Below are 24,735 nucleotides of genomic sequence, written 5' to 3'. Positions count from 1 at the left end.
GAGCAGCTTTATCGTAATGAGGAACCTATTAGTCTTCTTCGATAGAGCTTAGGTATTCTTCCGCATCTTTAAGGTTGTTTAGTTCAGACGCATCAGACATCTTCACTTTTACAATCCAACCACCTTCATAAGATTCTTCGTTAATTAACTCTGGGCTATCTTCTAATTCTTCGTTGATTTCTACAATTTCGCCAGAGATTGGTGCGTAGATATCAGAAGCTGCTTTCACTGATTCAACTAGAGAGAAGCTTTCGCCAGCTTCGATTTCGTCTCCAGTGTCAGGCAGGTCAACAAACACAACGTCACCTAGCATCTCTTGAGCGTGCTCAGAAATACCGATAGTTACAGTACCGTCACCGTTGTCTTTTACCCACTCGTGGCTGTCTGCAAACTTTAGTGTATTGTCCATTGCTTATTCTCCAAAAATTTATGAGGTTTTAATTTAAATCTTAAAAACGGTTTAACGATAAAGAGGGAAGCGTTTGCAAAGCTCTTTAACTTGCTTGCGAACACGTTGCTCAACTTCAGCGTTGCCTTCAGGGCTTTCAACTAAGCCATCAAGTACATCGCCGATCCATTCACCGATAAGTTTGAATTCTTCAGTGCCAAAACCACGACTGGTTCCAGCTGGCGTACCTAAACGAATACCCGAAGTAATCATAGGCTTCTCTGTGTCGAATGGTATGCCATTTTTGTTACATGTGATCCCTGCACGCTCTAATGCTTCTTCAGTTACGTTACCTTTCAAGCCCTTAGGACGAAGGTCAACCAACATTAGGTGCGTGTCTGTTCCGCCAGTCACAATGTCACAACCGCGAGTTTGCAACACTTCAGCAAGAACTTTTGCGTTGTCGATCACTGAATCAATATAAGTATTAAATTCTGGGCCAAGTGCTTCGCCAAACGCCACTGCTTTAGCCGCGATAACGTGCATTAGTGGGCCGCCTTGAAGGCCAGGGAACACTGCAGAGTTGATTTTTTTGTTGATGTCTTCGTGGTTCGTAAGAATCATACCGCCGCGTGGGCCACGAAGTGTTTTGTGCGTTGTTGTTGTAACAACGTGTGCGTGTGGTAGTGGGCTAGGGTGAGCACCTGTCGCGATAAGACCCGCGATGTGTGCCATATCAACCATTAGGATAGCGCCAACTTCGTCAGCAATTTCACGGAACTTAGCGAAATCAATAACACGTGGGATAGCACTACCACCAGCAATAATCATTTTAGGTTGGCTTTCGATTGCTAAAGCGCGAACTGCTTCGTAATCGATTTCTAGAGTTTCGCGGTCTACGCCATATTGAACAGCGTTGAACCACTTACCAGACATTGCAGGGCGCGCACCGTGTGTAAGGTGGCCACCAGCGTCAAGAGACATACCTAGGATCGTGTCGCCAGGTTGAAGTAGGGCAAGTTTAACTGCGCCGTTTGCTTGAGCGCCAGAGTGAGGCTGTACGTTTACGTATTCACATTTGAACAGCTGTTTAGCACGTTCAATCGCGATAGCTTCAACGGTATCTACGTGCTCACAACCACCGTAGTAGCGACGGCCTGGGTAGCCTTCTGCGTATTTGTTGGTTAGGCAAGTGCCTTGAGCTTGCATTACTGCTTTAGAAACGATGTTCTCAGAAGCAATAAGTTCGATTTGTTCGTTTTGACGAGTGTTCTCTGCTTGGATTCCAGCAAATACTGCGTCGTCAGTACCAGATAAGTTCGTAGTGAAAAAACTGTCTAAGCTATGGTTTTGGTAAGCGTTCATTGTCGAGACCTTTCATTAAGCTAATGGTGATTGTTTTTATAGTCCATTAGGTCTTAAGTTGATTTCTGCATCGGTATCGTTTGCGCTATATAGGTATAGATAAACGTGAATTGCGTTATAAATATACTCTTACAGCGTCTAAGCGATCGTTGTAGGGTCAATGCAGCACGAATTGTTTCCCAAAAGTTCGGGTAAAAAACAGCTCTTACAAATGTTAAATCTATCATTTGCTGCAAGCTGAAGTAGCATCTCTTCATCTAACAAGTCGATAACATAGCTCCGATAAAATCAATTTTCAACAAAAATTTCCAATAGGAAACAACTTTTCTTGTTTTGCTACGGGGAGCACGCTTTATTTCTCTGCGTGCTCTTTAATCAACAAAGCGCTTCATGCAACAATGAAATTAATAGACAGGAAGCAAGAAATTAATGAGGGACCTATGTCAGAAGACATTTATGATGAGTACCCATCTTTAACGTTGGCGAAGGAAACGTTAGACCAGAATATTGAACCACTTAGGCTTGGCCAGCGCATTAAAGATATCCGCGGCAAGCTTGGGATTACGCTAGAAGAAGCAAGTCAAAGAACAGGTTTAGCGCGTTCTACGCTCAGCAAAATTGAGAACGAACAAATCTCGCCAACCTTTCAGGCTATGCAAAAACTGGCGATGGGCTTGCAAATTGATATGCCTCAACTCTTTGAACCACCAAGGAAAAAAGTTGCAACGGGACGTCGTGACTTAACCAAAGCAGGGCAAGGGAAGCCACACCCAACACCGACTTACGAACATGAGTTGCTTGCCACAGAGCTTTCTAATAAGAAGATGATGCCGTTTAAGAGCCGCGTGCGAGCACGTACTTTTGAAGAGTATAATGATTGGGTTCGCCACGACGGGGAAGAGTTCTTAATGATCATATCTGGCGATGTGATGTTCTACTCAGAATTTTACGAACCCGTACCGATGAGTGAAGGTGATAGCATGTATTACGATGCCAATATGGGCCATATGCTTATCTCGACCAGTGCAGACGACGCGCTCATTTTGTGGGTGACTGCAAAATAAATTAACAATCTTAGAATTTCTTATAGTGGATGCAAACGTTTGCTTTTGTTTCGAACGTTAGGCATTAGACGCGATATTGGTGTGATAATCATCAATATCGCGTTTTTGTATGTATCGAATAATTGTTTTTAAATTGTTAAATGTCACATTTTGAGCTGTTTGACTATTGTTAAGGGTGTAAAACTGACGCAGGCTTGTTTATTATAGTGAACACGGTTTACTCATGTTGATTGAAGTTTACTGAAGTGAATTCTTAGAAAGTGACTTGTAGAGCTTTTGTACAGCTAACCTGATTTATCAAGCTAACGATATAAGCCTATATAAAAGACATCACTTTTTACTATCTACTGTTTCTAAGGTTAAGACGCTAAGGTGACTGACGCGAATACGCTGAAGTGACTAATGATGCAACTTACGTTAGAAGCGACTCTAAATAGAGATATAAGCGGCAGACTCGATTTGGAAAGCCTGCAACGCTTCATGGAGAAGAAAATGACTCAAGAACACGCTAATCAAGACCTACTAACAACACCACTGCATGCACTTCACGTTGAAGAGGGTGCAAAAATGGTTCCTTTCGCTGGCTACGATATGCCAGTTCAGTACCCACTAGGTGTAAAGAAAGAGCACTTACACACTCGTGATGCTGCCGGTCTTTTTGATGTTTCTCACATGGGGCAACTTCGTCTTCATGGCGCGAACGCAGCTGCTGTCTTAGAATCTTTGGTTCCTGTAGATATTATTGACCTTCCTTCTGGTAAGCAGCGCTATGCGTTCTTTACTAATGAGCAGGGCGGCATTATGGATGATCTGATGGTTGCTAACCTAGGCGATCACCTGTTTGTTGTTGTGAACGCAGCATGCAAGACACAAGATATCGACCATCTAACTGCGCACCTTCCTGCTGACGTAGAAATGGAAGTGATTGATGATCGCGCTCTACTCGCACTTCAAGGCCCTAAAGCGTCTGAAGTTTTAGCTCGTTTCCAGCCAAGCGTTGCTGACATGCTGTTCATGGATGTGCAAAAAGTCGATATCGATGGCGTTGAATGCATCGTGAGCCGCAGTGGTTACACCGGTGAAGATGGCTACGAGATTTCGGTACCGAACGATCACGCAGAAGCGCTAGCGCGTAAGCTAACTGCAGAAGCTGAAGTAGAGTGGATTGGTCTTGGCGCACGTGATTCACTTCGTCTTGAGTGTGGTTTATGTCTATACGGTCACGACCTAGACACAACGACAACACCAGTAGAAGCAAGCCTTCTATGGGGTATTCAAAAAGTGCGTCGTACTGACGGTGAACGTGCAGGTGGTTTCCCTGGCGCTGATATCATCCTTGAGCAAATCGCAACGAAAGATGTTCAACGTAAGCGTGTCGGTCTAGTGGGTCAAACTAAAGCTCCAGTACGTGAAGGCGCTGAGCTGTTCGATGCTGAAGACAACAAGATTGGCGTTGTAACAAGCGGTACTGCTGGCCCTAACGCTGGTAAGCCTGTTTCTATGGCGTACGTTCGTACAGACCTAGCAGCAATTGGTACTGAAGTATTCGCTGACGTTCGCGGCAAGAAACTACCAATGACAGTAGAAAAAATGCCTTTCGTACCTCAACGTTACTACCGTGGTTAATCTCTTTTAAGAGAAACCACTAAGTTAAATGAAAGCCTATTGTTTACATCTTTGTATTAAGATGTTTGACGGTAGGCTTTTTTGTATTTGGTAACGTACATAACTTTGAGTATTGGCTAAAGACACGTCGTCTGACATTTCGTTTATAAAATGAGAGATGTGGCCATATCGTTACAAATACTTACTATACTCAGGGTTATGCCGTGTTATGGTGGCCACATATCATTTTTATAAATAAGTCGTAGTGGTTACAAGGAGTTAACTATGAATGTGAACTATACAGTGAGTCCGGTTCGTAAAGCCGTTTTAGTGCTATTAGCACCGTTGATTTATACATCTAGTGTATTGGCGACGGAAAACACGGCCGAGAGTGCTCCTGATGTGGGTGTCACACCTTATATCGTGAATGGTAGTGACGCTTCTGTGACTGAATTTCCTTCAATGGCGAGCTTGTTCATTGATCGTATTGACTATGATGGTGTTTACTCTACAGGCCCTTACTGTGGCGCGACCATTTTAAACCCGACTCATATTTTGACGGCAGCACACTGTATTTACGGCAATGAAGAAGGGCAGCTATTTACTACTGTAGTCCCTCAAATTGAAGATACGTCTCAATTCCCTAACGGTAACATTCAAAAAGCACGAGTTTCAGAAGTTTATTATCGCAGTGACTATTCAAATGCGTTGAGTGATCTACTCCGTAACGATGTTGCCATTCTTAAGCTAGAAAGCGCACTGAATATCGATTCAGTTAATGATATTGTAAAACGCCCGAGTTCGGATGGTTATCGTAGTTCTTCAGAGGTATTTACCGCTGTGGGTCATGGCGATACACGCACTGGTTTTGACGGAACCACTTTACTACAAAAAGCAAACCTCAATTATGTAGACAATGCGACTTGTAAAACGGTATTCGCTGCTGGTGATGAGTTAACAGAGAATCAAATTTGTTTTGTTGGAGATGTAGCAGTTTCTGGCTTGTACGGGGGCACTTGTCAAGGTGATTCTGGCGGTCCGGTTTACTGGAAGGATGGTTCCATTTACAGACAAGTAGGGATCACCAGTTTTGGTCCTGAAACGTGTGGTGGTAGCTCAAGAGTAACGTCAGTATTCACTGAAATTTATGATTATGAAGCTTGGATAGACAGTGTTATTGCTGGTACCGAAACCGCTAAGTTTGTTTCTACTGATGCTAAGCGAACAGCTTATGTGAATGCACGGACATCATCTGGCTCTGGTAGCAGTGGTGGTAGTGTTTCATTTGGTTTACTAGGTATGCTGATGTTGTTCGCGGGTCTTAGAAAAGCCGTGTTACGTTAGAACTGCAATGTTTTGAACAAGTCGACGCTTTATCTAACGATAGCGTCGACTTTTTTATTTCTGCAGGTTTAGCTGTTTAGTCATTTACCCGCTTAGTTGCTTAGTTGCTTAGTTCTACAACCGCTTTTCGGCTGTACCTTTCTAGAATCTCATCCATCTCTTTTATCGCATCATTGATGCTTTTGATGCCACCTTGCGCGACACTTTTCTCACTTTGGTTCAATGCAGAAAAAGCCCGTTTCAATTCCTTGTCTTCCAACATGTTTCCGTGCAACAACACTTCTTTGTAAGTGAGTAGCCTTTGCTGTACCGCGACAATTTGATTGCGGGTATCCTCTGATTCTAAAGCGCGCTTTATGCAAGGAAATGCCAAAGTATAACGATTCGCAATTTCCAATTTGACGTCTTTGTTATTCGCAATTTGCAATTTTTCTAATTTCCCAACACTTGAGTAATCAAGTTTACTAGCCTGCACGTTCACGACCGATCAAAGTGCGAAAGTTTATGAAACGTAACGTTTTTTAATAATCGCATAATATGCCTTTGATGGCGTATGTAAACCGTTACGAGTCAATATGGTCTGCTTCTTGCTGAAATTAGGTCATAACTGTCTATTGAGGATAAGCTTATGTCACAAGAACCCATAATCATGGCGCTGATTGATCGCAGGAAGCTCGCTAATTTGTCGCAAGAAAAATTGGCCTCAAGTGCGGGAATGAGTTTAAAAACCTATCAACGTATTGAACGTGGTGAAGCTGACATCAAAATGTCCCAGTATCGTTCTATCACTAGAACCTTAAAAGTGACGGATTTGGATGTCGTGCTTGATATTGTTGGTGCATCGCAAGCCACGGCGGAAGATGTTGCAGCGGTCAGCCGTTTACTGACCAGCGAAGAGAGAATATTGTTGATCAAACTGATTTTATCGGTCAAAACACAGCCGTAGCGTTTTGGTCTAATAGGTCTCGTATTTTATCTAAATAAATAGAGTTAGATCGGTTGTTTTCATGGGTGACGTGTTCACTGGGTGACATGAAACAATTATTCTACTCTTCCGCGGAGTTGTTTAGTGGTACTTCTTTGCTTCTTTCCTTCTAAACGTCTTTTCTGAGAGCCACGCGTCGGCTTAGTTGCTCGTCTTACTTTTTGAACCTTTGTTGCTTCCAAGATCAGTTCTTTCAATCGCACCAAAGCATCATCTCGGTTTTGTTCTTGAGTTCTATACTGCTGCGCCTTAATGATAATCACGCCATCTTTAGTGATGCGGCTATCTTTGTGCGCTAGGAGTTTTTCTTTATAGAAATCAGGTAGGGTGGAGTGCTTGATGTCAAAACGTAAATGTATCGCGCTCGATACTTTATTGACGTTTTGGCCGCCGGCTCCTTGTGCTCTGATCGCAGTTAACTGGAGTTCCCAGTCTTGAATCGAAACAGAGTTAGATATTTGTAACATAAACTTCCATTTTGGACGGTAATATGGAGTCATGATACTGAATATTGGTTATGGTATCAGTAACTTTCTTAAAGAGTGGTAGTAGTGATGAAAATAGATTTAACGGCGTATGAAGGATTAATCTTTGATATGGACGGTACGTTGATCGATACAATGCCAGCACATGTAAAAGCATGGCAGCAAACGGCTGAAGAGTTCGGTTTTCATTTCGAGGCATCTTGGCTGCACAGCTTAGGTGGTATGCCGAGTTATAAGATAGCGGGTGAAGTGAACAGTAAATACGGTTTGTCACTCGACCCACAAGCGGTATCTACGTTTAAGATGGCGTCGTTTGCCGCGATTGAAGACAAAGGCGATATTATCCCTTGTACGTATTCTCTTCTAATAGAACATCTAGGCAATAAGAAAATAGCGGTAGGAACAGGCAGTCAGCGTAAAAGCGCAGAACAGCTATTAGATAAAACGGATATCTTGAACAAGCTGGATATCTTAGTGACAGCAACAGATGTGAAGAATCATAAGCCAAATCCAGATACCTTCTTGGACGCGTGTTTCGGTATGGGGTTACAACCTCAGCAATGTGTTGTGTTTGAAGATACCAATCTTGGTAAGCAGGCAGCTCACGCGGCGAACATGGACTGTATTCTGGTGGTCGAAGGGAATAAGTTAGAGTTCTATCCTGCACCAAGCTGATTGCTAAATGGTGAGGTTACTGAATGATAAGGCTGCAAAGTCAATGGCTCTCGGTCTGATTAACAGCCTAGCGGGACGGTGTAGACTCTTGCTAGGCGATTTCGCTCATTTCTTTGTCTAGAAATAAACAGACTTGGTTTCGGCCTGCCGCTTTGGCCTCATATAACGCCAAATCGGCGCACTTGTAGTTAAGCGCAGGATCGCTAGTGATGTTGGTGATCCCCCCACTCACAGTCACTACGTTGTCGAGATCAAGACTGACAGCAACTCTCAACCTGTTAAGGACGTATTCAGCTTCTTCTGTTGAGGTGTGAGGCAGGATAACACCAAACTCTTCACCACCAATACGAGCAACAAAATCGGTTTCACGACATTCGCGTTGGAGCACTTTAGCGACCGTTTGAATGACTCGATCACCGTAATCATGCCCAAATCGATCATTAATGCGTTTGAAGTAGTCAATATCCAAAATAGCTAAACAAGACTGCTCGCGAGTAGGGTAACGATTAACACGAGAGCATTCATCGCGCAGCTCAAGATCGAACTTGCGACGGTTCCAACAGCCTGCTAACGAATCTTTTTCACTTAGGTTTCTCAGTTTATTCTCGAGCTCTTTGTGTTTACTGATATCGACAAATGACGCGACATAAAACTGAATTACATCTTTAGAATCTTTAATCGTTTGGATTCGCAGTATTTCAGTGATCAGAGAACCGTCTTTACGGCGATTTACCACTTCGCCTTCCCATACTCCGGTCTTAGTAATAATGCTCCACATCTTTATGTAGAATTCTTGGTTGTAGCGACCAGAGGCAAACATAGACGGTTGATGACCTTTTACATCTTCCAAGCTGTAACCACTTACGCGGGTAAATTCTTGGTTTACTTTGATTATTCGGTTGTTTCTATCGGTGATGACCAAGGCCGACATACCATTCATTGCTGCTTTAGCCAGTTGACTATCGATGCTGTTCTTCTTGTGGTTTCTATTCCAAAGCACAAACCCAGCAGAAATCATTGATATCAGTATCGTTAAGGTAATGATCTGTACGATGATTGCGTGGCGTTCTTGTTGATACTGGTTATTAAACTGATGGTTTTTAACGTGAAGAACCATATAAATAGGCCCTTCAAATTGATCTATCTTCGGGCTGATATCTGAGTGGAAATACCAGTTTTCGCCATCAAAATAGCTAGAGGAAGTGTTGTCTTTAATTGCTTCCCATAATTCTGGGTAGCGCTTTGCGTAAGTGATCTCAGCACGAGACTCAAGAACATGACCAAATGATTCTTCTGGGTCGGGCCCCATGATGACATGACCTGTTTTATTCAGGAGTATCGGCACAGCAGAAGATGTTCCGATTTGATAATGCAGGCGATCATAAATTTCGAGCATATTGAGGTTAGCAATAAAGTAACCAATGATGCGATCTTTTGATGTTACAGGCGTCATGATACGAAGCGCCGGAATTAACGGATGGACTATTTCCCCGTATTCGACTTCTAGATCGATACCATTTGAACTGACTTGCCCAATTTCAAGTTTTTGAAGAGTGTCAAAGTAACTGCGCGCTGATTTGTTTTGTAGTTCCTTGTCTGCAACGACTGTGGCTTGATTGTCTTTGTAGTTGACGCGGAACACTTCATTCCCTTGAATATCGAGATAACGAAGTTGTGAGTAATATTTTTGCCCACGAGCGAGCATCACCCACAAGTCTTGCAGCGCTTCTTTGTGAATCGTTGAGGGTTCTTCAATGGCACGAAGAAGGGTTTGTGAATTTGCAATAGAGGGAACGGAGTTAGATATCTGCTCTACGATGACAGAAAGCTCGTGGAAGCTGTATTCAATTTGGTTTTGACTTGATTGCTTAATATTTAGCGTGTGCTGAGCGTCTATCCGATCAAATTCAGAATTAATATAGAGGGCAGGGACTAGTCCTAGGGCAAAAATGGTACATAGAAATTGGCTGACTAGTTTTTTTATACTCGTATTCATCACTGTCCTTAAAGAATCAGCGCAATACTATATATTTTATGGGGTTTTTAATGTGATCTTGACCCAGAACTTAGAACAAGCTTTGCATATAACTATGGTTTTAGTGCAACTTTTTGCAATTAAGCTTGCTAATCGAGCAACCATTCCTTTCAGAAATGACGGCTCGAAGTAGCATACTGGTCAAGTATATCGGTTAGATCGAAAATGAATTCGCCATCATTATTCAGCTAAGGCCAACGATATTTCCTTTTTCATCAACATCTAACGACATGAACGCCGGTTTATCCGGTAAGCCCGGCATGGTCATTACATTGCCACACAAAGCGTAGATGAACCCCGCACCGGCACAAAGCTTCAGTTCTCTAACTGGTACATCAAACTGGGTAGGAGCGCCTTTAACTTGTGCTTCTGTTGAAATAGATAGCGGTGTCTTTGCCAAACATACCGACAATCTGCTGTATCCATGTTGGTTGAATTCAGCGAGTTGTTGCTTGGCTAAAGGTGATAGCGAAATACTTGCTGCGCCGTAACCGACCTCGGCGACTGCCATCAACTTTTCTTCCAAGCTCTGTTCAGATTCATAAAGTGGTTTAAAGTCGCTCTCATTTTCACAAGCATTGACCACGGTTTGAGCTAATAACGTCGCACCTTCTCCGCCTTTACCAAAAGCTTCGCTGATTTCAACGGTCACATTAGGGTCAAAGTCGGTGATCAGTTGTTTCAATGTGTTTAACTCTTGAATTGAATCTTGTGGGAATTGGTTGATGGCGACAACGGCAGGCACTTGGTATTGCTTAACATTGTTGATGTGCCATTTCAGATTCTCAAAGCCAGCGATAAGGGCGTCTTGGTCATCATTGAAGATTGATTCTGGTAAAGCGGTGCCTGGTCTTAAATCGTATAAGCCTGAGTTGGCTTTTAGACCGCGTAATGTAGCGACTATAACAGCGCAATCAGGTTTTTTATTCGATGCTTTAACTTTGATGTTACACGCTTTTTCAAAACCCATGTCGGAGCCAAAACCGCCTTCAGTCACTACAAAATCACTCAGTTTGAGAGCAATCTTATCGGCAATAATTGAAGAATTACCATGTGCAATGTTTGCGAACGGGCCTGCGTGAATCAGCGTTGGCACACCCTCAAGTGTTTGCATTAATGTTGGTTCAATTGAATCTTTCATTGTTACAGTCATTGCGCCTGCAACGTTGAAGTCATCTGCGGTTAATGGCATGCCGTGGTGGTTATAAGCGAGTACCGCTCGGCCAATACGCTTACGTAGGTCTTGAAGGTCGTCAGCCAGCGCAAGAATGGCCATTAACTCTGAAGCAGCAGAGATATCAAAGCCATCTTCGCGCTCAAAGCCGTTGATTGTTTTGTCTGCCTCGTTCTTACCTACAGTGATCATGCGCAGTGCGCGATCATTATGGTCAAGCACGCGTCGCCAAACGATTCTGCTTGGGTCTATATCTAATGCTTTTAAGCCAGAGCGCGCTTCAAAGGCTTCTAATCCTTCACGTTGCTCATGATATAAACGAGCATCAATCGCAGCAGAGGCGAGGTTATGAGCCGCTGTTACTGCATGAATATCACCTGTTAAGTGGAGATTTAACTGCTCCATTGGCGCCACTTGAGAGTAACCACCGCCAGCAGCACCGCCTTTGACACCAAATACTGGGCCCATAGAAGGCTGACGAATACACGCCATCGCAGATTGGTTTATTTGGGCGAGACCTTGTGCAAGGCCAATTGTGGTGACCGTTTTTCCTTCACCGAGTGGCGTAGGTGTAATCGCAGTCACAACGATTAACTTACCATCTTGTTGGTCAGAGAGGCGTTCAAGTGACGTAAGAGAAACCTTAGACTTGTAAAGCCCAAGAGGTTGATGTTCGTCATGATTCAGGCCAGCTTGCTTGGCAATCTCACTGATGTTTTTAAGGGGATTTGAGCGACAAATATCAATATCAGATAGCATATTTGCTCCTTATATCAGAACCGAAAGGTGTTACGTAAACGTTTGCGTGGCGATGGTACTGTATAATTTGACCAAGTAAAGGCAAACCACACGAATTATGTGCTGGAAGATAACAGATCTAAACAGTCATTGCGCGAGATCAAATCTTAATCTGGCAAAAAATTAGATTTGATTAGGTGTTGCGCTATTCACATTAGTCACCAATAGAAAAAGGGCTGCATATAGCAGCCCTCTTAGGAATTGGTCATCTTAGAATGATTCACTAACCCGTTGGAATCAGTGCCTCAATCTAGATTAGCGATCCCAGTATGTTTCTTCTAAGCTATCTTCGCGTTCCGGTAGAGCACGAGAAAGGCGAGGTGAGTGTTGAGTCAATACCTCGTAGCTTACACGGTTTGCGTACTTACAAATTTGAGACAGTGACGAGTAAGTTAGACAAGCGTGCTCGTGTTTCTCTGAGTTTGGTACATTTACGTAGTGGTAGCTGTTTGCTGCCATATCGTGTAGCAGTGCAGAAAGTGCACCGTCGCCTGCGCCATTGGTGTTCTTAATCTCAAGTGGGCCACCTAGATAAGGGCCAATGTGAGAATATACTTTTACTGGGTCTACACAATCTTGCTTACGCATAGCACGGCTGAATTCGTATTTATTGAACTCAGGGATGTTACCCGGTAACAATGGCAGTGTGGTTTCGCGTTTCGCTGGTTCGTCAGTGTAACCTGCCATGTACAAGCCAACAGGGCCCGCAGTACATAAAACAAGGTCAACCCACTCAAGCGCTTTATTCGCAGCAAGTAATGGATCTTTCTCGCCCGTTAATGCTTCACCTTCGTCTTCGTTCATCGCGACTATAGTAACGTTTTCTTTCAGGTACTCTTGCCACCATTCAGCATTACCTTCGATCACGTATTTAGTACCAAGCGTCAGTACAACAGGCACATTGTGTGCTTTCGCATATTCAATCGCTTTTTGTACGGCTTTTGGCATTGGATCTTCAGGCTTACCGCGCATTAGGTATGAAGATACAACTAATGCAGAGGCTTTTTCGAAAATTTGCTCAGGAATACTTTCAGGAAGCAGTTGATTCATGTGTCCTTCGTTGATCGCAAACGTACGTTCGCCATCTTCGGTAATTAGCGTATAACAACGACCAATTGGACCATCAACTGTTTGTAGGTGGTTTAAGTTCATGCGAGAAGAGGTACGGCAAAGGTAGCGGTAACCGAACGAACCCACTTCGATTTTCTTAGACATAACGCCAAGCAGAACTGATTTGCTGTCTGCAAGAACAGAGTAGTTGTGTAGCGTGTTACCAATGGTATCGCCAGGGTATTGATGCGTAATCAAACTACGTTCAACTAGCTCTTCGTAAAGGGCATCGGCTTTACTTTCTTCCAATACAAGCGAGTGACCTTTACTCAGCTCATATTTTTCAAGGAACTCGTTGTCAACACGGGCTTCGATATCAACAATCGTTTGACCTATACCGACAACTGTTGCGCGGTGTAGCTTAGGTGTTTGTTGAATTTGGTTGACCAACGGATCACGGGCGTGAGTTGGAAAGTAGTGCTTAGATTTACGCTGTCCAGGAAATTTCATATGACAAATACAGTGAAAAAATTTTGCCGCATGATATCACATTTTGTTTCTGTTTCTTTCATTTTTATTACATTTTGAATCACCTGCACAATGTCTGTACAGGTGATTCAAGCTCGTTATTCCGTAGGGACTAACGTAGCTGGATCAACGTAAGCCTTTGTACCCCATAGAGGAACAGTGGAAAGGCTGTGTTTGAAGCTACCCTCTGTTTCTTTTGTGGTGTAAGACAAGTAGAGCAATGATTGATTCTCTGCGTCGTAGATGCGGCGAACTTTCATTGTTTTGAAAAAGATACTTTTCGATTGCTTGAATACCACTTCGCCGGATTTGCTCTTGTCTATTTGAGCAATCATTTCTGGTGTGATTTCACCTGTTTGACGACAAGAGATAGAGCTATCACTTGGATCTGACAGGCTAAGGTTTGCTTCGATGGATGCGATATGACAAGTCACACCTGCGATCTTATCGTCATCTAGAGAAGACATTTTGATATCTTTCATTGTGAAGAAACCGAGAGATACGTCGCCAACTTCATTGTCTGAGCAGCCAGCCAATAATGTCATGATACCAACTGCTATTAAGGCTTTTTTCATAAGAAGTCCTTTTTATTTATATAGTTCTGTTTACTATAGGAATATTGAAAGCGTGAATACGAGTGTAGAGCTTTTCACCGAGTTCTTAAAGGATGTTGTTGGAGAATGAAAAATATGAAGCATTTAAAGTACTTGTTGGCCTTGGTCATGCTCTGTATGCTCTCTGCTTGTAGCTCGGCACCTCAGTCGACCATATGTCTTCCAAATAACTGTGATATTTGGGGATACTAAACGTAGGTACTAATAGAATGAATAACGAAATACCTGAAAATGCACATAAGAAAAACCAATGGCTATTCAGCCAACTCGACATTGCGTACCCCGCAAAAGAGAGCCTTCTCGGTCGAGACCTCTATAAAAGCAAACTTCCTCAAAAAACATATCAACTTCTTCCCCAAGATCAAAATCCTACCCAATTAGATGAATTACACAAAGTCGACTTTCATAAGCTGACGGTCCTATTCTCGCTTAACCAAGCTAGCGCGTATCAAGATGAAACGGAAAGAGCGCATATTTTGGAGTTCTTAAGCCAAATAATGCTATCGGAAGAACATGAACTATTTGTAGGTACCAAGAACGGTGATGTGGTAGCGAGTGCGATTGTTACAGCGACTGACGATTCACTGCTGATCTCAGATGTTGTAAACCAGCATGATCAAGACTGTATTGGGTTTGCTAAACAGTTACTCGAATTTTGGGCACAAGATCAAGGTTCTAACCATAAAGTATGGTTGGAAAGCTAAAGAACCTTTGATAAAGCGTTAATCTGAGTACAATACACCGTCTTTTAAACAGGGTCCGGTATGTACAAGCTATTGATATCAATCGCTGTATTGTGTGTTAGCGCTTTTTCTACAGCTACTTACGCTAACAACTGGGATATCAAGCACATCCTAGTTATCCACTCCTATGGACCTTCCTACCAATGGACCGCCGACTTCCAAAAGGGAATCGATAACGCGTTCAATCAATCTCAAGTCGAAGTTAAACTTTCAATTGAGTATCTAGATACTAAGCGTATCAATAGTCCAGAATATTACGACTCGCTTGTCGATTACTTTAAAGCTAAGTATTCAGGTTATCACTTGGATGGCGTCATTGTTACCGATGATAACGCAGCAAATTTTCTTGAATCCATCAACTCTTTAATTGACCGAAATACACCTGTAGTTGCGGTTGGCATTAATGATACCAGTAACGACATGTACGCGATTACTGACAGAGCAACCGTGCTTCACGAGAATGATCATATCGACATTAACATCGAGTTGATTTCCCAGTTAAGGCCAAACCTTAAGAACCTGTACTTTGTAAATGATTACAGTGTCACTTCTGAGTTGATTCGTAAAGAAGTACAAAAGGTGATGGTTGGTTTTCCCGATATCAATTTGGTTGAAATTCGAGATCAAACCCTTGAAGAGACGAGACAGTACTTAAAAACTATCTCAGTTGATGATGCTGTTCTGCTCAGCCACTACAACACGGAACTCGCACAAGGCGTTTATCACTCTTATCAAGAGATCGCTGAAACCTTGTCAGTATCGAGCGCGGCTCCTGTGTTCGCACTATGGCAGTTCAATATCTTAGGTGACGTGTTGGGCGGTTATGTTAATCACTCACAAAGTATGGGCGAAGAAGCCGTTGATGCGTTAGACAAGTACGTATCGCTTGGTTTCTCTTCACCGTTGGTACCGGGTGACAACATACGTTTCGTATTCAATTATCCGGCGATGAAAAAGTTCGGTATCGGTGAGAGTGCGTTACCTGAAGAATCTGTTGTCATCAATGAACCTTCTTCTTTTATTCGTAAGAACTTCCAACTGCTGATGGGCTTGACCATGGTGATTGCGGGCTTAAGCCTGATTATCTTGATGCAGTTCATTACGTTGCGTCAAAAGAAAGAGCTGGCAAAGAAGAACAAGCGGATTCTCGCTCTGCAGAAGCAAACACTGAACGTTCAGAAAGACATGATTCATGTATTAGGTGAAGCCATTGAAACGCGCTCTGGCGAAACCGGTAATCACGTAAAGCGTGTTGCGAAGTTATCAGCACTTTTGGCGAAACATCGAGGTTTAAGCCACCGTGAAGTAGAAATGCTTGAGATTATCAGCCCGATGCACGATGTAGGTAAAATCTCAGTGCCAGAATCGATTCTCGACAAGCCAGGTAAACTAACGGATGAAGAATGGGAAGTGATGAAGTTGCACACCACGGCAGGCTACAATTTGCTGATCAGTGGAGCGGGTGACATCACTAACTTAGCAGCGATTATCGCCAATGAGCATCACGAGCGATGGGATGGTGAAGGATACCCAAATGGTAAGGCTGCTGATGAAATCCATTTGTTTGCACGCATTACTGCCGTAGCCGATGTTTTCGACGCATTGTTGAGCGCACGTTGCTATAAAGAGCCGTGGCCGTTAGAAATGGTTGTAGACCTATTTGAACGAGAGTGCGGTCGACAGTTTGATCCTGAGCTTGCCAAGCTATTGCTGGATCATTTACCAGAGTTTGTTGCGATCAGAGACACTTACCCAGATAGTTCCAATTCAGAATCGGCTGCTTTAGCTGCTACTATTCAACAAGCCAACTGTGCGTGATTTTAGCTTATCATAGGGTGAGCTAAACCATTTCTCCCGCCATTCTTTCTACGCGACGTATTCTACCTGTTTATATTTGTGCTTGAGACTAATTATCATTTATAAAATATCGGACTGAAAACACTATTCATATATCTCTAAGTTAGATGAAAATGCTTAAGCATATTGAATCATAAGGTGATCAGCTGCATATTTTGCAAAGAAAAATAACTAAGTTTAGGTAAAGTGTTAGCTCAATCATGCCGAGCCTGAAGATAACCTTATAGGATAAAGCTTGGATTCAAAGCGAGTGAAATTTCTATGCGGTTGGAACAAACTAAGTGTGTGATTTTTGATTGTGACGGAACGTTAATCGATAGCGAAAGACTGTGCTGCCAAGCTCTAGTGAACGTATTCTCGAGTTTCGGCGCTGATTTAAACGTGAACGACTGTTACGCCCATTTTCAGGGGGGAAAGTTGGCTGATATATTGATGGATACACAAGAACGCCTTGGACTGTCGATATCCGTTGATACGCTTGAACCACTTTACCGTTCAGAACTCGAAGCACTTTTCCAGCGCCATTTGAAACCTATGGACGGCGCTATTGAGTTGATTGAATTTCTAAAACGACAAGATATCGAATTTTGTATCGCTTCAAACGCTCCGAAATCGAGAGTTGAATCATCACTAGCGATGACGGGTATGCTTGATGACTTCAAAGGCAAAGTGTTTTCGGCATTTGACGCTAATAGTTGGAAACCTGAGCCTGATCTGATCATGTATACCGCAATGAATATGGGCTTTTTACCAAACGAATGTATTTATGTTGATGACACGGTGAAAGGTATTGAGGCTGGGGTTCGAGCGGGTATTCAATCTTTTAGACTGCGACCAACGATTGAAGATTCACTGAATGATGATCCAGAAGCCGACATAGCAGAGCTAGCGGCTCAGGATATTTACAGTTTGGAAGAAATTTCAGTTTGGATTAATGGCAAGCATTGCTCAATGAACGGTATACCGAACTCTGGAGTTTTGGTGGGGTAGTACCTATTTGAAGGCTGACTATTTTACTAAATTGTTTGGTGTGGAAACCGCAAGATGCGCACGTAAACTTTTCTCCGCTTTCTGAGAGCAGATATTCGTCGTGTTGGCATAGAGGGCATGTGATGTCTTCGTTGTTTGGTGCTTCTGTATTATTCATTATGTCACCTGCAGCAAGAGGGTAAGCGAAAATAAGACCCGTTTAATTAGATTACTCCTAAGCTCGATTATTAGACAGTTTTGCCCCTTCATAATCTCTCCTTTGCGACTTGCTTCATGGTAATGATAATCTCATCTTTAAAGACCGCGTATATAACATGGTTATTGGTGGGGATTGTTATTAATGGAAGTTGCTATTAACGATCGTCAATAAAAAAAGGACTCAGTGCGAGTCCTTCTTAGTTTGTTTTCTCTTAACGTTAACTGGAAGCCACTTTAGCGTTGGCTTTGAACGTTATGACTTTGAAGTTTATAGCGTCGAGCCTTAAGTGCGGTATCTTGCCAAAGTTTGAGACAGAGACACTGAGGCTTCAGTTAGCTTAGATACACCATTTGAAGAATTTTGAGCCACATCTTTAATCACATCTGATTGACTGCGGATATCGTTAAGCTCTGCCGCGATGGTATTCGCTACATTACTTTGCTCATCTGCAGAAGTGGCTATCTGAATGCTCATGTCCATCAAGGTATTCGCGGAAGCCGCGATAGAATTCACGTCATCACCGATATTTGAAATCAGTTGGCTGCTGGTTTGAGCCTGATCAACCGTTTGTTCCGTGATTTTAGCGATGTTCTGGCTTTCTTGTTGCAGGCGCTCAATCATCGCTTGAATCTCAACGGTCGCCGACTGTGTTCTGCTTGCCAGCGTTCGTACTTCATCCGCAACAACCGCAAAACCACGGCCTTGCTCTCCCGCACGAGCCGCTTCGATCGCCGCGTTTAGTGCAAGTAGGTTAGTTTGCTCTGAGATTGCGTTGATCGTCGTGATCACTTCATTAATTTGGCTGGTGTTGACATTTAAGCTGGTCACCGAAGATGAGGTTTGCTCAATCAGAGAAGAAAGTGTGCTGATCTCTGAGATGGCTTGTTGAACCTTCGAGTGGCTATCGTTGATTTGCTGCGCATCTTGTTCTGTTTGTTCAGTTGAACGTGCAGAGATATTCGATACTTCGTTAGCTGATGCCGTCATCTGGTCCATTGCCGTAGCCACAGAGTCCAAAGACGCGTTTTGGCTCATGATTTGTGTTTCGCTTCGCTTCATCTCTGTTTCGAAAGAAGCCGACGTTTCACTGAGTGTCGCGGCACTGTGGTTTACGTTGTTCACTAGTTCACTTAGCGTGTCCATTGAACGGTCAAGTGCACACCCAATAGTACCAAACTCATCACGGCCTGGGTGGAAGCCAAGGCGTGAGGTTAAGTCACCGTCACCAATCTTTTGAGTCGTTGAGTAAAGAACCCATAACGCACCACCTAGGAAGGTCGCTACCCAGTAACAGAAAAGGCCAAAAGGCGCACACCATAAAAGACTGAGTAATAAAGTGTACAGTGCTTGCTGCTTTTGGTTTTGTGTATCGTTATTTGAAACGGTCAGAGAGTAGTAGTTACCATCTTGTGCAAGAGCCGTTGCGGTAACCGCGCCACTGTTAGAAATGATGGTTTCTTGAGGACGAGTTTGTTGGCTAACAGAACGAACAGAGGAAGGGGAATCTGACGCTGATAAAATGCCTTTGAGTTGATACTCAACCTGCTGTTTTGCACTCGCGTCAATTTGTTCCATTTTGTTGACGTAGTTGAGTCCAGCTAGGCTTGCCACAGCGGCAAAAAAGATTAAGAAAATAACCCAAAACTTGTCGTTGATAGACATTTTGATAAACAGCTTGTCTATCGTTCGAAATTGTACTTCTTTCATAAAAACTCCACGGTAAATCCTTTACCGTGGACTCTAAATAACCGATCTCAATAAAAATGTGATACCAATCGACTAATTGTGAAAATTAATGATACCAACATATCGTTTATGAGACCTCAATCAAGTATTTATACCGTGTATAGGTTTATTAGCCTAGAGAAGGTAGTAACCCTACTGAAATAAGGATTTGAATTGCAATGATAAACACACCAACGCTACCCGCTAAAAACAACGCTTTGCTTCCTCCTAATACTTGGTAAGTCTCTTGAGTATTTTGGCCATTAACGGCGAAATCAGTGTAACGAACTTTGTAAACCATCACTGTTGGTAACAGGATTGCAAGCACTGCTAGCGCAATTGCTGCGTAACCCAGAGCCATGATAAAGCCTTGTGGGTAGAACAAAGCAAAGCCGAGTGGTGGAACGAAAGTGATCAATGCCGTTTTGACGCGCCTAGCGCTGCCTAGCTTATTGCTCAATGAATCGCCCATGAATTCGAATAGGCCCAAGCTCACGCCAATAAATGAGGTTAACAGTGCAAGATCGGCAAATACACCAACGATTAGGCTTAGGTTTGATTGATGTACGGTCTGCGACAGTGAGACTAACAGTGCGCCCAAGCTGGTGTCTGACAATAGCTGCTCTTGGCTAATTACACCTAAAGTCACGCTCTGCCAGAAAACATAGATGACCAAAGGCAGTGCAGAACCAATGATCATGACCTTACGTAAAGAACGGACGTCACCATCAAGGTATCGAACAATCGAAGGGATGCTGCCGTGAAAGCCAAAAGAGGTGAACACAACCGGAATCGCCGCAACAATCAGGCCTTGTTGTAAAGGCATGCTCATTAGGTACTGAGAAGTGATGTTAGGTGCTAGAAAGCTAAGTACTAAAACCATCGCGATTAGCTTTAAGCCAAACAAAACACGGTTAACTTTATCAACACTGTGTGTACCAATCGTCACAACACCGGCAACTAACAGAGTAAATAGGAGGGTTGTGATTTGGCCGTTGAGTTCAATGCCTGCAATATCCGAAATACGTTGGTTGAATTGAGCACCACCGCCCGCAATGTAGGCTGCGCATAAAGCGTAAAACAGAAACATAACGGCGAAGCTCGCAATCCACTTTCCTTTGTTCCCTAAAATTGTGTGAGCTAAAGTGTGTAGGGTTGCGTCCGATTCTGCGAATTGATGAAGCTCTACCATTAATAAAGCGGTAAAGGCCATTAATGCCCAAAGACACAGCATTAAGAAAAGCGAAGTTGAGAAGCCAATACCTGCAGAAGCAAGTGGGAGAGCGAGCATGCCTGCACCAATAGTGGTGCCTGCAATGATCAAAGTACTACCAAAAACCTTTGATTTATTCATTGTATATAATTCTTTACGTTAGAGTGTGTTTTCATTGTAATTCTTCTAGCTTAAGCGCATAAACCCAAAGAATATCTCGATTTTTAAGTATTCTGATTGAGTTTAATTCCAAATGCAATCTCTAATGTAATTAAAAATATCCACTGTAAATTAATGTTTACGATGGCGAGTGGCAGGGCATCAGAAATGTCTAAGCAAACGTTTGACCATGATCTGCTTCAAAATTTGTAGAGTAATTTGTTGTACTTGGTGTAAGGTAGCAGTACATATGTCGTTCGCGTATACCCCTTTAACGTAAATAAGCGTTAATGATCGCGAGTAGCTTCAAGCTATAAATATGGAATGGGTAGAGTAGAGTGCGTTCATCAAAGTGACATAATATAAGTCCAAGATGGTGTACTAGTTAACAGGACATTATGTCCACATCAAGGAATAGAGGGGGCACTATGAGTGACCAATCTTATAATGACGAAAGTCTTGAGTTGTTAGATGCTATGGAAATTGGCATTGATTTATCTGACTATGAACAAACAGTTAAACAATTAGCAGAAGAACTTTTTAAGTCTTCAAACTAAGCTTTTAAACCTTTAACTTGAGCTTTTTAAGCAAAAGTACTTAAACGAAAGCTTCCTTAGCTAAAAGTGTTTTGTAGTTCAACGTTCCCAAATTAGACAATTCTAAACTGAGCAAATCTCATTCGCTCACACGTCATATCAAAACTATCCTCATTAAAGTTCGCGAAGATAAACGAGTACGTTTACCATGTTACTTAGTTCTCGATACTTTAATGAGGTTCAATGAACTTTCTCGCACACCTACACATCGCCCAACACTGCAACAGTAACTTAGCCGGTAATCTGTTAGGTGACTTCGTTAAGGGTGACCCGAATAAACACTATTCAGATTCGCTTTCTAACGGAATAAGACTTCATCGATTCGTCGATAGCTATACCGACCGTCATGATGTGTCTCGCTCTGCAAAATCTCTCTTTTCAGATCAAACAAGACGCTTCGCTCCTATCGCACTCGATGTCTTTTGGGATCATTGCTTAGCCAATCATTGGGGCCAGTTCTCGACACAATCGTTAGAGCACTTTTGCTCAGACAGCCATCAGAAGATTTTCGAACATCAAGAGCCTCACTGGCCTGAAAACTTCGTTACTATTCATCAGAAGATGGCAGAACAGCGGTGGTTGGAAAGCTATCAAGACATGTCTTCCATTGAGTTGGTATTACAACGAATGGCTTTAAGAAGGCCTAAGCTAGGCATGCTCAAAAGCTGTTACGACGACCTAGAATGCCATTATGATAAGTTGCAGTGTCACTTTAATGAGCTGTATCCAAGCGTTTTAGAAGAAGCAAACCAGTTTAGTGCGCTTCAATTGACGAAAAATCAAAAGGAAAGGTAAACAGCGTAATGCAGGTTTGCTACAATCCGCGCCTATTTAATCTTTGAGCATCATACTATGTCTGAACCTACTAAATCTTTTAACCAACTTGGATTGTCTGACCAACTGCTTACAACACTCACCGAGCTTAACTTTACGGCTCCAACCAGTGTTCAAGAGCAAGCGATTCCATTGGTGCTAGAAGGCAAAGATGTACTGGCTGGTGCGCAAACGGGTACAGGTAAAACCGCAGCTTTTGGCTTGCCGATTATTCAAAGATTAATCGAGACTAAAGATAACGTTATCCCAAACCCTAAGTTAGTTCGTGCATTGGTATTAGTGCCAACGCGTGAATTAGCACAACAAGTATTTGATAACGTAACCAGTTACGCGAAAGGTACCGACATTAAAGTGGTTGTCGCTTACGGCGGCGTTAGCATGAAGGTGCAAACGGATAACCTACGTGGAGGTGCAGATATCTTAGTGGCAACGCCTGGTCGTCTTATCGACCACATGTTCACTAAGAACATCATACTGAGCCACACCGAAGTGTTGGTGCTTGATGAAGCGGATCGCATGTTGGACATGGGTTTCATGCCTGACATCAAGCGCATTCTTTCACGCATGAATGAAGTACGTCAGACTCTGTTCTTCTCTGCGACCTTCGACAATAAAATAAAAGCGCTTGCGCATCGTATGATGCAGTCGCCAAGTGAAATTCAAGTGACGCCAAAAAACAGCACCGCGGACACAGTTACCCAGATGGTTTATCCAGTTGATAAATCGCGTAAGAGTGAGCTACTGGCTTACCTGATCGGTTCCAAGAACTGGCAACAAGTGTTGGTATTCACTAAAACTAAACAGGGCACTGATGCACTAGTTAAAGAGCTTAAGCTTGACGGCATTAAAGCAGCATCAATTAATGGTGATAAGAGCCAAGGTGCGCGCCAAAAGGCACTGGATGATTTTAAATCAGGCAAGGTACGCGCGTTGATTGCGACTGACGTGGCAGCTCGTGGTATCGATATTCAGCAACTAGAACAAGTTGTGAACTACGACATGCCATTCAAAGCTGAGGATTACGTTCACCGTATTGGACGTACAGGCCGCGCAGGCAACAGCGGCTTAGCCATTTCTTTGATGAGTCAGGATGAAGCTTACCTACTGGGTGATATTGAACGATTGCTGGATACGCGCTTGCCTCAAGAGTGGCTCGAGGGTTTTGAACCAAGCCTTGAAAAAGATGTGGCACCGGACCGTGGTGGTCGCAGTAAGAGTCGTTCATCAGAGAAACGTAAGATGAAAGCTAAGCTTAAAATCCATCAAAACCGTGGTAAAGCACGTCGCTAATAAGCTGACCTAAAGAACTCGATTAAAGATCTATACATATAAAAACGCGCCGTTACAGTTGCTTCTGTAACGGCGCGTTTTTATATTAAGTCAATTAATTTACGATCAAGACAGACAAGAGCATTCGATTAATGGTGTTCTTGATTGCACTTCCACACGCAAGGGACTTCGTAAATCAGCTCTTCAATCGAGCTTGGATTCAAGATCCATTCTTCACTGATATTGAACATACTGATCATTTGCTTGTTGAACAATTGCCAATGTTTTAACAATGCTTCTTCAGGCGTCGATTGCATTTCACCTTCATTCCACGTGCTTTCCATGAAAGGGGTTAGGCATACCGCTCCGTGCGCATACATGATCATTTGCCATTTTATTTCATAAATGTTGATCAAGTTATCTGGATTCGCATCATTATATTCTTCTGCCAACATATGGATTTGTTTTTCGACATTACCAACATTGTCGATAAAGTAATCGACCAAGTTGTCTTTTTGACGAACAGAATCAGTGATAAGTTGCATCGGTTTACGTGAGTGAATCATGTTGCTAAAGAGACGCATACTAAATAAATAGATAGTAATGTTTGGCGCAATGCCTTTTGGTAACTCTTCCACTATCTTAGCAATGTAAGACTGAAAATATTCATGTAAACAATCACTTATAGCATGCCAGATCTTTTCTTTGCTACCAAAGTGATGGCGGATAAGGCTATGCGAGACGCTTGCTTTTTCACTGATGTTTCGCAGCGAAACGCTATCATAACCATGCTCACAGAACATATCCGCAGCAACACTCATGATCAAAAATCGAGTCTCTTCGGCGTCTTTTGCGCTTCTTCTACCTTGTTTCTTTTCTGTCATCTTCTTTTCACACATTTACCTGATTACCACATTCTACACTGTTTTCCTTAAAATAAAAAATACTGCACAGGTGGAAAGTAAAGCTTGAGAATTCTTTAATATTAAATATACTGCCCATCTGTGTAATAAATCATAATAATTAAATGGAGATGCATC

General features: G+C 42.8%; 22 protein-coding genes. 11 read left to right on the top strand and 11 right to left on the bottom strand.

The window, feature by feature from the left end; genetic code table 11:
• Window positions 1–28: 28 nt before the first annotated feature.
• A complete protein-coding gene (gene gcvH / locus OW495_RS15235; RefSeq protein WP_004730871.1) occupies window positions 29–409 on the bottom strand; it encodes a glycine cleavage system protein GcvH in 381 nt (126 codons plus the stop codon).
• 51 nt (window positions 410–460) lie between these two features.
• Window positions 461–1,753, bottom strand: coding sequence for a serine hydroxymethyltransferase (locus OW495_RS15230; protein ID WP_017105928.1), 1,293 nt, complete (start codon window positions 1,751–1,753; stop codon window positions 461–463).
• Between the two features lie 440 nt (window positions 1,754–2,193).
• On the opposite strand from OW495_RS15230, the gene OW495_RS15225 reads away from it, so the two are divergent.
• From OW495_RS15225 to OW495_RS15215, 3 genes are all read left to right on the top strand, one after another.
• Window positions 2,194–2,817, top strand: coding sequence for an XRE family transcriptional regulator (locus tag OW495_RS15225; protein ID WP_102294852.1), 624 nt, complete (start codon window positions 2,194–2,196; stop codon window positions 2,815–2,817).
• A gap of 492 nt (window positions 2,818–3,309) precedes the next feature.
• Window positions 3,310–4,443, top strand: a complete 1,134-nt coding sequence (gcvT, locus tag OW495_RS15220; protein WP_029225803.1) for a glycine cleavage system aminomethyltransferase GcvT — start codon at window positions 3,310–3,312, stop codon at window positions 4,441–4,443.
• 264 nt (window positions 4,444–4,707) lie between these two features.
• Window positions 4,708–5,766, top strand: a complete 1,059-nt coding sequence (locus OW495_RS15215) for a trypsin-like serine protease (RefSeq protein ID WP_102514557.1) — start codon at window positions 4,708–4,710, stop codon at window positions 5,764–5,766.
• 100 nt (window positions 5,767–5,866) lie between these two features.
• On the opposite strand, the gene OW495_RS15210 is transcribed toward OW495_RS15215, so the two are convergent.
• Window positions 5,867–6,193: a hypothetical protein gene (locus OW495_RS15210; RefSeq protein WP_102514560.1), complete on the bottom strand. Its 327-nt coding sequence runs from the start codon at window positions 6,191–6,193 to the stop codon at window positions 5,867–5,869.
• Window positions 6,194–6,394: 201 nt separating this feature from the next.
• On the opposite strand from OW495_RS15210, the gene OW495_RS15205 reads away from it, so the two are divergent.
• On the top strand, window positions 6,395–6,712 hold the full coding sequence (locus OW495_RS15205) for a helix-turn-helix transcriptional regulator (protein ID WP_102514556.1): 318 nt from the start codon (window positions 6,395–6,397) through the stop codon (window positions 6,710–6,712).
• Window positions 6,713–6,807: 95 nt separating this feature from the next.
• Here the strand turns inward: OW495_RS15205 and arfB are convergent, their stop codons facing one another.
• Window positions 6,808–7,218 (bottom strand): alternative ribosome rescue aminoacyl-tRNA hydrolase ArfB, encoded by a 411-nt coding sequence (gene arfB / locus OW495_RS15200; RefSeq protein WP_004730912.1) that lies wholly within the window; start codon window positions 7,216–7,218, stop codon window positions 6,808–6,810.
• An 87-nt stretch (window positions 7,219–7,305) separates the two neighbouring features.
• On the opposite strand from arfB, the gene OW495_RS15195 reads away from it, so the two are divergent.
• On the top strand, window positions 7,306–7,911 hold the full coding sequence (locus tag OW495_RS15195) for a beta-phosphoglucomutase family hydrolase (RefSeq protein WP_102514555.1): 606 nt from the start codon (window positions 7,306–7,308) through the stop codon (window positions 7,909–7,911).
• Window positions 7,912–8,002: 91 nt separating this feature from the next.
• Here OW495_RS15195 and OW495_RS15190 read toward each other — a convergent pair whose 3' ends face one another.
• The 4 genes from OW495_RS15190 to OW495_RS15175 form a co-directional block, all read right to left on the bottom strand.
• Window positions 8,003–9,907 (bottom strand): diguanylate cyclase, encoded by a 1,905-nt coding sequence (locus OW495_RS15190; RefSeq protein ID WP_017105921.1) that lies wholly within the window; start codon window positions 9,905–9,907, stop codon window positions 8,003–8,005.
• A gap of 223 nt (window positions 9,908–10,130) precedes the next feature.
• Window positions 10,131–11,879 (bottom strand): formate--tetrahydrofolate ligase, encoded by a 1,749-nt coding sequence (locus OW495_RS15185; RefSeq protein ID WP_102514554.1) that lies wholly within the window; start codon window positions 11,877–11,879, stop codon window positions 10,131–10,133.
• Window positions 11,880–12,173: 294 nt separating this feature from the next.
• Window positions 12,174–13,478: an inosine/guanosine kinase gene (locus tag OW495_RS15180; protein WP_289887273.1), complete on the bottom strand. Its 1,305-nt coding sequence runs from the start codon at window positions 13,476–13,478 to the stop codon at window positions 12,174–12,176.
• Between the two features lie 116 nt (window positions 13,479–13,594).
• The gene (locus OW495_RS15175; protein WP_017111959.1) at window positions 13,595–14,071 is read right to left on the bottom strand and encodes a CreA family protein; all 477 of its coding nucleotides are present in this window, start codon (window positions 14,069–14,071) and stop codon (window positions 13,595–13,597) included.
• 248 nt (window positions 14,072–14,319) lie between these two features.
• Between OW495_RS15175 and OW495_RS15170 the strand changes: the two genes are divergently transcribed.
• From OW495_RS15170 to OW495_RS15160, 3 genes are all read left to right on the top strand, one after another.
• Window positions 14,320–14,814, top strand: coding sequence for a hypothetical protein (locus OW495_RS15170; protein ID WP_289887271.1), 495 nt, complete (start codon window positions 14,320–14,322; stop codon window positions 14,812–14,814).
• A gap of 60 nt (window positions 14,815–14,874) precedes the next feature.
• Window positions 14,875–16,671: an HD domain-containing phosphohydrolase gene (locus OW495_RS15165; protein ID WP_289887269.1), complete on the top strand. Its 1,797-nt coding sequence runs from the start codon at window positions 14,875–14,877 to the stop codon at window positions 16,669–16,671.
• Window positions 16,672–16,971: 300 nt separating this feature from the next.
• Window positions 16,972–17,700 carry an HAD-IA family hydrolase gene (locus OW495_RS15160; RefSeq protein ID WP_017111961.1) on the top strand — a complete coding sequence of 243 codons (729 nt, stop codon included), beginning with the start codon at window positions 16,972–16,974 and terminating at the stop codon, window positions 17,698–17,700.
• 481 nt (window positions 17,701–18,181) lie between these two features.
• Here OW495_RS15160 and OW495_RS15155 read toward each other — a convergent pair whose 3' ends face one another.
• Together OW495_RS15155 and OW495_RS15150 are read right to left on the bottom strand one after the other, a co-directional pair.
• A complete protein-coding gene (locus OW495_RS15155) occupies window positions 18,182–19,606 on the bottom strand; it encodes a methyl-accepting chemotaxis protein (RefSeq protein ID WP_065112968.1) in 1,425 nt (474 codons plus the stop codon).
• A 148-nt stretch (window positions 19,607–19,754) separates the two neighbouring features.
• Window positions 19,755–20,978, bottom strand: coding sequence for an aromatic amino acid transport family protein (locus OW495_RS15150; protein WP_102514551.1), 1,224 nt, complete (start codon window positions 20,976–20,978; stop codon window positions 19,755–19,757).
• A 446-nt stretch (window positions 20,979–21,424) separates the two neighbouring features.
• Here OW495_RS15150 and OW495_RS15145 point away from each other — a divergent pair, with 446 nt between their 5' ends.
• The 3 genes from OW495_RS15145 to OW495_RS15135 all read left to right on the top strand — a co-directional run bounded on the left by OW495_RS15145 (window position 21,425) and on the right by OW495_RS15135 (window position 23,716).
• Window positions 21,425–21,553: a hypothetical protein gene (locus tag OW495_RS15145; protein WP_017059831.1), complete on the top strand. Its 129-nt coding sequence runs from the start codon at window positions 21,425–21,427 to the stop codon at window positions 21,551–21,553.
• Between the two features lie 222 nt (window positions 21,554–21,775).
• Window positions 21,776–22,387 (top strand): ACP phosphodiesterase, encoded by a 612-nt coding sequence (locus OW495_RS15140; protein ID WP_102311973.1) that lies wholly within the window; start codon window positions 21,776–21,778, stop codon window positions 22,385–22,387.
• A gap of 57 nt (window positions 22,388–22,444) precedes the next feature.
• Window positions 22,445–23,716, top strand: coding sequence for a DEAD/DEAH box helicase (locus OW495_RS15135; protein WP_065105705.1), 1,272 nt, complete (start codon window positions 22,445–22,447; stop codon window positions 23,714–23,716).
• Between the two features lie 128 nt (window positions 23,717–23,844).
• Here OW495_RS15135 and OW495_RS15130 read toward each other — a convergent pair whose 3' ends face one another.
• The gene (locus OW495_RS15130) at window positions 23,845–24,579 is read right to left on the bottom strand and encodes a TetR/AcrR family transcriptional regulator (protein ID WP_102513945.1); all 735 of its coding nucleotides are present in this window, start codon (window positions 24,577–24,579) and stop codon (window positions 23,845–23,847) included.
• Between the last annotated feature and the right edge of the window lie 156 nt (window positions 24,580–24,735).

It is taken from the genome of Vibrio sp. 14N.309.X.WAT.E.F5, assembly GCF_030397615.1.
Taxonomy (GTDB): Bacteria; Pseudomonadota; Gammaproteobacteria; order Enterobacterales; family Vibrionaceae; genus Vibrio; species Vibrio lentus.
The sequence above is the reverse complement of the archived record's forward strand: the minus strand, read 5'-3'. Positions and strand labels throughout refer to the sequence as shown.